At 70.4% G+C, this 11,299-nt stretch carries 11 protein-coding genes and 1 pseudogene; 4 read left to right on the top strand and 8 right to left on the bottom strand.

Annotated features, from left to right (window positions below):
• The 5 genes from ACWCQ6_RS33670 to ACWCQ6_RS33650 form a co-directional block, all read right to left on the bottom strand.
• On the bottom strand, window positions 1-329 hold a 329-nt coding region (locus tag ACWCQ6_RS33670; protein ID WP_451095769.1), incomplete at its 3' end, for an AMP-binding protein.
• On the bottom strand, window positions 326-1,141 hold the full coding sequence (locus ACWCQ6_RS33665; protein ID WP_451095767.1) for a class I SAM-dependent methyltransferase: 816 nt from the start codon (window positions 1,139-1,141) through the stop codon (window positions 326-328). The genes ACWCQ6_RS33670 and ACWCQ6_RS33665, both read right to left, overlap by 4 nt.
• Window positions 1,142-1,152: 11 nt before the next feature.
• Entirely contained in the window at window positions 1,153-2,226 is a 1,074-nt protein-coding gene (locus ACWCQ6_RS33660; RefSeq protein ID WP_451095765.1) for an ornithine cyclodeaminase family protein, read from the bottom strand.
• A gap of 61 nt (window positions 2,227-2,287) precedes the next feature.
• Window positions 2,288-3,517 (bottom strand): MFS transporter, encoded by a 1,230-nt coding sequence (locus tag ACWCQ6_RS33655; protein WP_451095763.1) that lies wholly within the window; start codon window positions 3,515-3,517, stop codon window positions 2,288-2,290.
• 2 nt (window positions 3,518-3,519) lie between these two features.
• Complete coding sequence (locus tag ACWCQ6_RS33650; RefSeq protein ID WP_451095761.1) at window positions 3,520-4,554, bottom strand: pyridoxal-phosphate dependent enzyme; 1,035 nt, start codon at window positions 4,552-4,554, stop codon at window positions 3,520-3,522.
• A gap of 507 nt (window positions 4,555-5,061) precedes the next feature.
• On the opposite strand from ACWCQ6_RS33650, the gene ACWCQ6_RS33645 reads away from it, so the two are divergent.
• From ACWCQ6_RS33645 to ACWCQ6_RS33630, 4 genes are all read left to right on the top strand, one after another.
• Entirely contained in the window at window positions 5,062-7,095 is a 2,034-nt protein-coding gene (locus tag ACWCQ6_RS33645; RefSeq protein ID WP_451095759.1) for a transglycosylase domain-containing protein, read from the top strand.
• Window positions 7,092-8,393 carry a hypothetical protein gene (locus ACWCQ6_RS33640; RefSeq protein WP_451095757.1) on the top strand — a complete coding sequence of 434 codons (1,302 nt, stop codon included), beginning with the start codon at window positions 7,092-7,094 and terminating at the stop codon, window positions 8,391-8,393. The genes ACWCQ6_RS33645 and ACWCQ6_RS33640 overlap by 4 nt, the downstream gene beginning before the upstream one ends.
• 168 nt (window positions 8,394-8,561) lie before the next feature.
• Window positions 8,562-8,972 carry a response regulator gene (locus ACWCQ6_RS33635; protein WP_451095755.1) on the top strand — a complete coding sequence of 137 codons (411 nt, stop codon included), beginning with the start codon at window positions 8,562-8,564 and terminating at the stop codon, window positions 8,970-8,972.
• The gene (locus ACWCQ6_RS33630) at window positions 8,969-9,340 is read left to right on the top strand and encodes a DUF779 domain-containing protein (RefSeq protein WP_451095753.1); all 372 of its coding nucleotides are present in this window, start codon (window positions 8,969-8,971) and stop codon (window positions 9,338-9,340) included. Before ACWCQ6_RS33635 ends, ACWCQ6_RS33630 begins: the two co-directional genes overlap by 4 nt.
• A 35-nt stretch (window positions 9,341-9,375) precedes the next feature.
• Here ACWCQ6_RS33630 and ACWCQ6_RS33625 read toward each other — a convergent pair whose 3' ends face one another.
• The 3 genes and pseudogenes from ACWCQ6_RS33625 to ACWCQ6_RS33615 all read right to left on the bottom strand — a co-directional run.
• Entirely contained in the window at window positions 9,376-9,570 is a 195-nt protein-coding gene (locus tag ACWCQ6_RS33625) for a hypothetical protein (protein ID WP_189540448.1), read from the bottom strand.
• A gap of 133 nt (window positions 9,571-9,703) precedes the next feature.
• Entirely contained in the window at window positions 9,704-10,603 is a 900-nt protein-coding gene (locus tag ACWCQ6_RS33620; protein WP_451095751.1) for a phosphatidylinositol-specific phospholipase C/glycerophosphodiester phosphodiesterase family protein, read from the bottom strand.
• 452 nt (window positions 10,604-11,055) lie between these two features.
• Window positions 11,056-11,299 (bottom strand): annotated as a pseudogene (locus ACWCQ6_RS33615) (ABC transporter ATP-binding protein); the annotation flags it as partial.

The following is an 11,299-nucleotide window of genomic DNA, read 5'->3' as shown; positions in this document are numbered from 1 at the left end:
CCCAGCAGTTCCAGGGCGAGGAAGGCCGTGACGACATCGGCGCCGCGTCGGCCGCCGACCGCGACGATCTGCCCCTGCGAGATCCCGGCAGCCGCCAGCTGCGCGGCGGTGCCGCGCATCCGGTCGGCCAACCGGCCGTATCCGAGGGATATTTCCCCGTCCTCGACGGCGGTCCGGTCCGGATGTTCGGCCGCTAACCGCTCGACGTGGGCGTGGACTCCCTCGTCCAGATCGTACGGTTCGTGGCGGGTGAGCGCCGCGGCGACGGCACGCTCCCGCGCCCCTTCGGCCAGCGGGAGCCGCGGGTAGTGCTCGGGCAGGCCGGTCATCGTGCCGCCCGCTTCTCGGCGACGACCAGCAGGTACTCGACCGGCACACCCGTGCCGCGCTCGTCCGTGGTGTGGAACCCCTCGGTCATCTCGACCATTTCCGCTCGCAGTTCCTTCCATCGCGAGGCGGGCGAGATGGTGTTTCTCGCTGCGATGCAGGGCCCGAAGCAGTTCTCGAAGAAGGTCACCAGATCCTCGGCCGTGGCGAACGGGTAGAAGAGTTCACGGCGTTCGGAGGTGACCGTGAATCCGGGGCCGAGGAGTTCGGCGAGGTAGTCCGGTGATCCCCACAGCATGGGCTGTCCCTGATGGCCGTTGGGCGAGGGGAAGTAGGCGGAAAGGATCTCCTGGAAGTGCGCGGTCCAGCTGCGTGCCGTCCAGTTGCACATGCCGATGCGGCCGCCCGGCCGCAGCACCCGGGCCATCTCCCCGCTCGACGCGGTGTGGTCGGGCGCGAACTGGATCCCGTAGGTGGAGGTCACCAGGTCGAACGAGGCGTCGTCGAAGGGGAGCTGCTGGGCGTCGCCGCGGTGCAGATCCACCTGGACACCGGCCTCGGCGAACCGTTCGCGCGCGTCGGGGAAGAACTCGTCGGTCAGGTCCAGCCCGGTGACGACACAGCCGCGCAGCGCGGAGAGCAGCGCGACGTTGCCGTTGCCGGTGGCCACGTCGAGGTGGGCGGTGTCCGGCGCGGGGGCGAGCCGGTCGACCAGCTCGACGGCGCCCGGTCGCAGCAGATCGGCGACGTGCCGGTACTCGCCGTACGACCACATGGTGCGGTTGATCTCCTGGATGTTCTGATCGATCGTCATGCGGATCCCCCTCAGAGCGTGAGCCGGGCGCCGAGACCGGCGGCTTCGGCGCGGGCGTGGATGCGGTCGGCCACGGCGACGTCGAGGATCGACATCCCGAACGGATTGCTGATCACGATCTCGTCCTGGTCGCGGCGGCCCGGGTGCCGCCCGGCGAGCACATCGCCGAGTGTGGCGTCGACGGGGCGGGCACCGGGCCGCGCGGTCACTCCTTCCCGGGGAGTGCCGTCGGGGCCGAGCAGCGTGCCCGCCCGGTGCATCCGGCCGAGCAGCCGTCGCGGGTCGTCACGGACCAGGCTCCAGTCGTCGACGATCACCGTGCCGGCCGCGAGCACGGTCGCCTCGGTGAGGTCGTCCAGCGAGACATGACAGACGAGCGCGCCGGGCCGCAGCCAGTCCGGCTCGATGTATCCCTTGGTCACCGTGGTGACGGGCACGACGAGTTCGGCGTCGCGGACGGCCTCGCGCGGCCCGTCGGCGACCACCGTCTCGATGTCCCCCGCACCGGGCAGCGAGGCGATGTGGTGGGCGACGGACTTCGCACGGTCGGACGCCACGTCGTACAGCGCGATACGGCGCAGGGTGGGCACGGTACGCAGCAGCAGAGCGATGTGCGCCTGCGCGAGGGCGCCGCAGCCGAGGAGCGCCAGCCCGCGCGGTTCCGGCACCGCCAGATGGCGCACGGCGAGCGCGGTCACCGCCGCGGTGCGCATCGCGCTGATGTAGGCGGCCTCCATCAGGGCGAGGGGGCGTGCGGTCTCCGGGTCGAGGAGCAGGGTGAAGCCCTGGGAGCGGGGAATGCCGCGCCCGGGGTTGCCGATCGAGGCGTTGATGGTCTTCATACCGATGACCGGCGGCCGCCCCTCCTGGGCGAGTGCGCCGGGCATGGCCAGCAGCCTGGCCGAGTCGCCCTGCGGGGTGGTCCAGCCGAGGTAGGCCTCCTCGGGAAGGACGGACCGTCCGGCGGAGTGCAGCCGGAGCGCCTCGGCGACCGCCGCCACGATGTCCACGTCGCGGGCGGCCTCGATGACGTCCGCGCGGGTCAGATAGCGGAAGTGGCTGTCGGGGTATTGCTCGAAGTCCATGACGGGCGGGGCTCCTTGGCGAGAGTGGGTCGGTTGCGGTGGGGACGGTGCGGGAGCGGGTTCAGCCGCCGGTGGCGTCTGCTGAGCGGAGCATCACGAAGGGGACGAGCGCACCGAGCAGCAGAACACCGGCGAGTGCGATCCAGCCGGCCGTGCCGAGGGCGAGGACGACGCCGGTCATCAGTACCGGGCCCGCGACCCGGTTGGCCACCGTGCGGCTGGTGTTGAACAGCACCAGGTAGGCGCTGCGCGCCTGTTCCGGTGCCAGGTCGAAGGAGAGGGTCCACGAGGCGCCGACCTGGAGCAGCTCGGCGAACGTCAGCAGAACGACGGCCGCGCCGAGCATCAGCAGTGCCTGACGTGCCCCGAAGCCGGGCGCGGCGGCGAAGGCCAGGGCACCGCAGCTGAGCAGCAGGGCCGCGGCCGCATACGAGAACCATGCCCGGCGCGTGGTGCCGTAACAGCGGTTCAGGGGGTACTGGAGGGCGATGCACAGCACGGTGTTGACGGCGTACAGGATGCCGACGTAGCGCTCCGGTACGTCCGTCTCGGTGACGAGCCACAGTGGGAAGGCCACATTGAGCACCGGCATCCAGAGCGACACCAGCGCGTTGTACGCCGTGAAGCCCAGCAGTCGGCGGTCCCCCAGCAGATCCGCCACCCGGGCGCTCCCGACCGCCGTCACCGCCTCCTCGTCCCCCCGTGCGGTGGCGTACACCGCGGCCACCGCCACGTAGGCGAGCGCGCCCCCGATCAGCAGCGGCCGGAAGGCCTCCGGCGCGCCGGAGCCCAGGGCGACCCCGGCGATCAGTCCGCCCAGACTGATTCCGAGGTTGACGACGGTGCGCTGCACGGCCATGACCTTCGCGCGCAGGCTCTCCGGGGCGCGCGCACCGACGTACGCCTGGACCAGTGGGGGTGAGGACTGCTCGGTGAGGGCGATGACGGCGACCACGAGGAGAAAGCTCCACCAGCCGTCCACCCAGAGGTAGCCGACGGTGGCCATTGCGCGCAGCAACATCACACCGATCAGCACCGGCTTCGGCCCGAAGCGCCCGGCCAGGCGGGCGATGGGCACGGCGGCGGCGATGGCGACGGCTCCTCCGATGGTCAGGCCGGTGCCGACGGACGAGGTGCTGAGATGGGCGACCTTGACGAAGTAGATGGTCGAGACGGCGAGGAAGAGGCCCGTTCCGGTCCACTCGATCAGCGTGGCGCCCTGCACCAGCGGCAGGTACTGCCGGTGGCCGGGGCGCGTGCGCTGCCGGTCAAGGGTGGTGCTGGTGCCCATGTTCAGTGCTCCTGGTGCTTTCGGTCGAAGAAGAGTCCTTCGCTGCGCAGTCGTTCCACGGCGGAGGTGATCTCCTTGGCGACTCCCTGTTCGGTCGCCCAGTTGTCGGAGTAGAGGGTGTCGCGGTACTTGGCGCCGCCGTCCGCGGCCAGGCAGACCGCGAGCCGGTCGCCCGTCCCGGCCTCGTCCTGATCGGTCAGCATCGCGCGTACGGCGCAACCGCTGGAGCCGCCGAGTGCGAGCCCGATGTCCTCGGCGATGATCCGGCAGACGGCGATCGCCTCGATGTCGTCGACGTGCACCGCGCGGTCGTAGCTGTGCGACGCCTTCAGGAAGACGGACGGCCGGCTGGCTCCGATGCCCGGGACCAGGCGTCGTCCGGCGCTGCCCGAGACGGCCAGTGAGCCGCGTACGTCCACGGCGACCGCGGCGACATCGGGCCGGTACTCGCGCAGATGGGCGCTGATGCCGGCGAGGGTGCCGCCGGTGGAGACCGGGACGTACACCGCGCCGAGCTCCGGCCCCGCCTGCTCGGTGAGTTCGGGTCCGGTGGTGCGCCGGTGGACATCGGGTGCGGCCCAGTTCTCGTACTGGTCCGGCCAGCGGTATCCGGGGTTGTCCGCGCACAGCTCCCGCACCCGGCGCAGCCGGCTCAGCAGGTAGCCGCCCAGACCGTCGGGTTCGTCCACGACGATCACCCGGGCTCCGCTGTCGGCGAGCCTGCGACGAGTGACATGCGGGGTCTTGAGGTCGACCACGGCGAGGAAGTCGCAGCCGACCGTCGGGAGCAGCCGGGCCAGGGCGAGGCCCAGGTTGCCCGAGGTGGATTCCACCACCACCGTGCCCGGGGTGAGCGGCCGTTCGTCGTGCAGCGCCCGTAGCAGTCCGACGGCGCTGCGGTCCTTCACCGATCCGGTGGGGCCGTGTTCTTCGAGCTTCAGTCCCAGACGCCGCACCCGCCCCCGGTGGGCGACGTCCAGGCGGAGTAAGGGCGTTGTGCTGAGGGCCCGTGCCAGGACGGGTTTGACACGCGACACTGCTTTCCCCCTGTGCGATGCGTCGTTTGACCATGGCGATGGATCGGCCGGTCGGCCCAGCTGCGCGCCATCAGACCTTAGGCAGGAGGCCCCCGGTGTCACCACGGCACTCACGCGCGCGCGTGTCGCGGTTGGCCGGGAACACGCTTGACACCCCCTCCTTCCTGCCCCCCGGCCGTTGCCCGGCCCGATGGGCCGCAGAAAACAGTCCGGCATTCCGGCGGGCTCGGTCGAGCGCGGTGATTCGAATTGGCCGGATCGATGCCGGGTGGTCCGGAAGGCCGGGGCGGTCGACGGCCAGACCTCCATGAGGGGCGGAGCCGACCCGGCAGGACCTCTCCCGGCGGCCTGTTATCTTTACGTGACTTCGCGGCAGAACTCTCGGTCACGCTTTGGCCTTTGCTCTGTCGGAGTCGACGTGCCGGCATGTGGCGACGGACGCTCAATGACCACTGCACGGGCACGGTCGCGGTCTGCGGCCGGCCCTGCCTGTCCTGGCTGGACGAAATGACACAGCACAAAATATTCAGCAGGCCGGCGCGGGCCGCACGGAAAGCGCCGGTCCCGAAAACGGGGCGCCGAAAACAGAGGAAGCGCCCGTTCGCCTCCCTGATACGCAGGCCGGACCTTCCGCGCGCGGGCCGACAGGGCTGGCGAAAATGGGTGCCTTCCTGGCGGCTGGTCCTGGGCTTGGCCCTGATGTTCACCGCGACGCTGGCGACCGTGGTGGGCATCGCCTACGCACGCACGGACATACCCGAGGACCTCAACGCCTTCGCCACCCAGCAGGACACCGTCTACTACTGGGCCGACGGCACACCGATGGCCCGGACCGGCTGGGTGAGCCGCCAGGAGATGCCCCTGTCGAAGATCCCCGACCACGTCCGATGGGCCGTACTCGCGGCGGAGAACGCCAACTTCTACTCCGACCACGGCATTTCGGCACAAGGGATCACCCGCGCGCTGTGGCGCACGATCAGTGACGGTGACACCCAGGGCGGGTCCACCATCACCCAGCAGTACGTCAAGAACGTGTATCTGTCGCAGGACCAGTCCTTCTCGCGGAAGTTCACCGAGATGCTGCTGGCGGTCAAGCTGGACCAGCACCTGAGCAAGGACGAGATCCTCCAGGAGTATCTGAACACCAGCTGGTTCGGCCGCGGCACCTACGGCCTCCAGCGCGCCTCGCAGGCCTACTACGGCAAGGAGGTCACCCAGCTCAACGCCAGCGAGGGCGCGTTCCTCGCCTCCTTGCTCAAAGGGGCCTCGCTGTACGACCCCGCCGTCAACCCCCGCAACCGCGAGCGTGCCGTCGAGCGGTGGCGGTGGACGCTGGACCGCATGGTGGAGATCGGCAGGCTGAGCGCGGCCGAACGGGCCAAGTACACCACCTTCCCCGAGCCGAAGCCCCCGCACGGGCCGAACAACGCGGGCGGGCAGGACGGCTATCTCGTCCAGCTCGCCGAGTCGTACGCCAAGCGGGCCGGACACATCTCCGACGCACGCTTCGACCTCGGCGGCTACCAGATCTACACGACGTTCGAGAAGCCGCGGATGACCGCCCTCACCCGGGCCGTCCGCGACGCGCGCGGCGCACTCGACCCCGAACAGCGCAAGGCCGACCGGTTCGTCCGTTTCGGGGCCGCCTCTGTCGCCCCGGACGGCCGGATCCTCGCGGTGTACGGCGGACCGGACTTCGAGCGGCAGGCGTTCAACGAGTCCAACGCGGGTACCGTACCGGCCGGTTCGGCGTTCACCCCCTTCGTCTACGCCGCCGGGCTCCAGCACGGGGTGACGCACAGGCGCAACGGTCCGCGCTCCACCGTCACACCGTCGACCGTGTACGACGGCGACGACGACATCCCGGTCATGACGCCCGAAGGCCCCTACTGGGACCGCAGCGGAAAGATGGTCAAGGGCCGCAACGACGGCGACACCTCCTACGGCCGCATCAGCCTGCACGACGCCATGGCGAAGTCCGTGAACTCGCCCTTTCTCCAGCTCGGCATGGACACGGGCCTGAAGCGGGTCCGCAGCACGGCCGAGGCCTTGGGTCTGCTCCCCTCCAGCTTCGGCCCGCCGGTCCCGGCGTTCGCGATGGGCAACTCCACGCCCAGCGCCATCCGGATGGCCGGCGCGTACGGAACATTCGCGGCCCACGGCATGCACACGGACCCGTACTCGGTCCGCAAGGTCACCCGCAACGGCGAGCCGGTCCGGCTCGACCTGCCGCGGCCCAGGCGCGCCGTCCGGTCCGACGTCGCCGACGAGATCACCTCGGCACTCCGCCGGCCCGACGGCAAGAACGGTGCCGTCTCCGCCACTCCGGTCGCCGCCAAGACCGGAACCACCGAGGACGACACCGCTCGCTGGTACGTCGGATACGACCCCGCCGTGTCCACCGCCGTCGTCGCCTACCGCATGGACCTGACGAAGAGTCTCGCGCCGCTGCCCCTGAAGGGGCTGGCCGGTCGTCCGGCGGACGACGGGAAGCTCCCGGCCCAGATCTGGAACACATACACGGAAGCCATGACGAAGTGACTGACACCAGAAGGAAATCCCCTGCTCGCCGCATACGGGCCCGGCTCACCCCCCGTGTCGCCCTCGGGATCACGGCGTGTCTCGCGGTGTCGGGTTCCGCGGCACTCCTCCCGCTGATGTCCGACGAGGACTCGGACGGCCGGACCCCGCAGCAGGGCACACGCACTGTCGCCGCGCCGACGCCGACCGCCACCGAGCATCGCGGTGACAAGGCGAGGGCGGAGGAGGAGAACTGGGACGGAAAGGTCAAGATCCTGGGGGACGGCTCCACGTCCTACACCGGTCCGCAGCCGAACCGGCCGAAGGCCGAGCGGCTGAGGCCCGGTGAGCGGCCGCCGCAGTTCGTGGTCTTCTCGTGGGACGGCGCGCTGGAGGGCGACGACCACCTGTTCTCGCGCTTCCGCCGTGCGGCGAGGGAGAGCAATGCCCACATGACGTTCTTCCTCACCGGCATCTACCTCCTGCCGAAGGAGAAGCGGGACCTCTACCACCCGCCCCAGCACAAGGCCGGGATGGCCGCGATCTCGTACCCGACGCGCGAACACATCCGGATGACGCTGGACCAGCTCGGTGGCGCCTGGAAGGAGGGCAACGAGATCGGGTCCCATTTCAACGGCCACTTCTGCGAGAAGAAGGGCGGTGGGGACTGGAGCAAGAACGAGTGGATCAGCGAGATCGACCAGTTCTACTCCTTCGTGCAGAACTGGAAGACCAACACCGGCTACAAGGACCTCGATCCGCTCCCCTTCGACCCCACCCGTGAGGTCATCGGCGGTCGCGCGCCCTGTCTGGAGGGCCAGAAGACGCTGATTCCGGCGACCAAGCCGTTCGGCTGGCGCTACGACGCCAGTTCCCCGGGCGACTTCCAGATCTGGCCCTCCAAGAAGGACGGCGTCTGGAACTTCCCGCTCCAGATGCTGCCGTTCCCCGGCAAGGACTTCCAGGTGCTGTCGATGGACTTCAACTTCCTCTACAACCAGTCCAAGGGCAGCACCGAGGGCGACCCCGCGAAGTACGCGACCTGGCGCGAAGAGGCACGGAACGCGTACATCGCGGGCTTCGAGCGGGTCTTCCACGGCAGCCGCGCCCCACTGTTCATCGGAAACCACTTCGAGAAGTGGAACGGCGGCATATACATGGACGCCGTCGAGGAGACGATGCGCGAGGTCTGCCCCCGCAAGGAGGTCCGCTGCGTGTCCTTCCGCGAACTGGCCGACTGGCTCGACGCGCAGGACCCCAAGGTCCTCGCCCATTGGCGGACCCTGGACCCCGCCCAGCCCCCGAGCTGGAAGCATTAGTGCTGTCCCGTAATCCCCGGCGGGCGCCGGGGATTACGGGACAGCCCTCAGCCGACGAGGTCTGGCGCTGGTGCGCCGGCGGGCCGAGCGCTACGGTGGCGCGGGCTTCACCGTCGTCCTGCCCGAGGCGCTCGCCGTCCGGCCACTGACAGAAGTGGGAGAGTCGCGATGACCGATGTCCAGGTGGTGGACGACGATTTCCGGGTCCCCGAGATCAACGCCGCGTACGTGGCCGAGGTCCCGGGCTTCCGGGTCGTCTCCCATGCGCACACCGCTGCCCAGGCGCTGTCCTTCCTGGAGCGCGACCATGTCGGCCTCGTACTCCTCGATCACCACCTGCCGGGCGAGACGGGGCCGACGCTGGTGCGGCAGCTCCGCCATGTCCTGTCGGCAGCCGAGCGGCCGCTGTCGGCGCACGAGGTCGCCGCACGGGCGGGGATCGGCGACTGCACCGCCCAGCGGTACCTGAAGTGTCCGGAGGACGCGGGCCGGATCGGTCTCAGCCTCAAGTACGGCGGAACGGGCCGCCCCGAGCACCGTCACGCGTGGGCGGGCCTTCGTCCGGAGCCGCTGCGATGAGCCCGTCGGACGCGCCGCCGGTGGAGATCACCCCCGCGGCAGCGGAGTTGCTGCGGCGGCTGCGGGAGGTGCATGGACCGCTGATGTTCCATCAGTCGGGCGGCTGCTGCGACGGCAGTGCTCCCATGTGCTACCAGGACGGCGAGTTCCGTACCGGTGGCTCCGATGTGCTGGTCGCCTCGCTCGACATCGACGGAGTGGCGGAGAGCATCCCCTTCTGGATGTCGAGGAGCCAGTTCGAGGTGTGGGCGCACACTCGGCTGATCGTCGACGTGGTGGAGGGCCGGGGCAGCGGATTCTCGCTGGAGGCCCCGGAGGGGGTACGCTTCCTGATCCGTTCGCGGCTGGCAGGCCCGTGCGGGGGCTGACCCGCCGCTCACGGTCGCCCGGCAGGACGCCGGGGTCAGGGCGTGAGGTTGCTGACGACGTCGGCCGTGGCGGCCAGGCTGTCCTGGATGGTCGGCGCCATGCTCGTACCCGCGAGGAAGAACCCGAGCATGGCGCAGACCAGCGCATGCGAGATCTTCAGCCCGCCGTTGCGGAGGAAGATCACCGCAAGGATCAGCAGAAGCAGCACCAGTGAGATCGAAATGGCCATGGCCAACCTCCTCCGCCGCGCTGGAATGCGGCATTTGGCCGCCAGTGTGGCGTAGCGGAGGAGCCGTCCGGGGCACCGGCATGTCCGCCATCCGGGTGTTGACTGGCTGTCACGCTCGGGGCCGTGCGTACGGTCAGCCGCAGGGGTGGGCGGCCCCGGTCCGGGTGTCCCGGTCGTGGGTGCGGAGGAATCGTTCGAGCCCTGCCAGATCATCGGTGTTGAGGTGGTCGACCCCGGCGGCCAGCAACTCCGTCCAGACCGCCTCCCGCTGCGGGCCCGGCGCGTCCGGCGTGGCCCAGAAGCGGACGCGCTGACCACGCGTGTGGGCGCGGGCGACGAGCCCGCGCAGTTTGTCCCGCTCGGCAACGGGGAAGGGGCCCGCGCCCAGCCAGCCGAAGCCGTCGGTCCAGCTGCTGCTGATGAGCGGGATGAATGAAGCGTCGGCCGAGGTTCCGAGGTCCTCGGGGCGGCCGTCGTAGAAGGCATAGCGGGTGCGCTGTGCCTCCATCGGAACACGGGCCGCACGGTCGCCGGAGACGACGGGGGTGACGGCTCCGGGGCGTACCCGGCCGTGGTGGTACGACGTCAGCATCCGCCGGTAGCGGCGGAGCTGCCGGTCGAGTTCGAGGTAGGCCGCGGCGCCGTCCGTCTTGATGTCGATCAGCAGTTGCACGGGGGCGTGGTGGCCCGGGTGGACCGTCCCGTGGTTGGCCCGGACCCTGTCCATCAGCGGGTCGAGGTAGAGCGAGGCGAGGGTGCGGGCGGGGTCGAGGCCGGTGGCCTCGTGGGCGACCAGCAGTTCCCCGTCCACCAGGAAGATGTCGGCCTCGACACTGGTGAATCCGTGCCCGAGCGCTTCGTACAGGGGGCGCGTGTGCAGGTAGTCGTTGTGTGCGTGGGCGCGGCGCAGCGGCTGTGTGCGGTGGCGTCGTGCGGCCGGGGACGCGGCGGCCGTCTGCGGGGGCAGCAACGCGCCTGCGGCCACGGTGGCGAGCGCGGCGGTGACGACGCTTCGGCGGGTCGAGAACGCCATGGATTCTCCCGGGGGGCGAGTGGTGGACCGGACGGGCGGACGCGACCGAGTATGCGACGGCGACCGCAGCAACGGGCATACCTCGCACAAGAGTTGACCGGCTCGTCGGCCGCCCGTCGGCTGCCGTTCCCCCGGTCGGGCCGGGAGCGTCCGGCTCCGGTTGGTGCCGCCGATGCCGGTGAGGGGTCCGGACGACGAATTACCGATGCCGTCCTTGTGGTCGCTGTCGCCGCTTCGGCCGCTCACCCCGGCGCCGCTCGCACAGGTGCTGCTGACGCTGGTGGCCGCGCACCAGGGGCATGGACTGAGACCGACCGGCAAGTGGGGGCCGGGTGCGCGCATCTGCCGCGTTGTCGTCGATCAACAACGCTCCGCGTTGCCCCGGTCCTCCGCCTTGCAGCTGCACGCACACAGCCCCGCTCCTTCTCCCACCCTCCCGTTGCCGGTCGGTCCTATCCGGTCGGCCCCATGGACTCCTGCGGTACGCCCGGTCCGGAACACTCCTGCCAGCCGACCGTGCGGTCGCACCAGCGTTCCAGCAGTACCCGGTCGTGGCCGACGGCCAGCAGCCCGGCCCCGGACTCCCTCCGGTAGGACTCGACGACCGCCACCAGCGCGGCGGTCGTCGACGCATCGAGCATCGCGGTCATCTCGTCGCAGATCAGCCAGCGCGGCCGCAGGACCAGCGCCCTGGCC

It is taken from the genome of Streptomyces sp. NPDC001880 (assembly GCF_053594575.1).
The sequence above is the reverse complement of the archived record's forward strand: the minus strand, read 5'-3'. Positions and strand labels throughout refer to the sequence as shown.

Excerpts from the sequence above, each read along its gene's own strand:
- ACWCQ6_RS33665 (WP_451095767.1), bottom strand. The coding sequence starts at position 1,141 with ATGACGATCGATCAGAACATCCAGGAGATCAACCGCACCATGTGGTCG.
- ACWCQ6_RS33660 (WP_451095765.1), bottom strand. The coding sequence starts at position 2,226 with ATGGACTTCGAGCAATACCCCGACAGCCACTTCCGCTATCTGACCCGC.
- ACWCQ6_RS33655 (WP_451095763.1), bottom strand. The coding sequence starts at position 3,517 with ATGGGCACCAGCACCACCCTTGACCGGCAGCGCACGCGCCCCGGCCAC.
- ACWCQ6_RS33645 (WP_451095759.1), top strand. The coding sequence starts at position 5,062 with ATGACACAGCACAAAATATTCAGCAGGCCGGCGCGGGCCGCACGGAAA.
- ACWCQ6_RS33635 (WP_451095755.1), top strand. The coding sequence starts at position 8,562 with ATGACCGATGTCCAGGTGGTGGACGACGATTTCCGGGTCCCCGAGATC.
- ACWCQ6_RS33630 (WP_451095753.1), top strand. The coding sequence starts at position 8,969 with ATGAGCCCGTCGGACGCGCCGCCGGTGGAGATCACCCCCGCGGCAGCG.
- ACWCQ6_RS33625 (WP_189540448.1), bottom strand. The coding sequence starts at position 9,570 with ATGGCCATTTCGATCTCACTGGTGCTGCTTCTGCTGATCCTTGCGGTG.
- ACWCQ6_RS33620 (WP_451095751.1), bottom strand. The coding sequence starts at position 10,603 with ATGGCGTTCTCGACCCGCCGAAGCGTCGTCACCGCCGCGCTCGCCACC.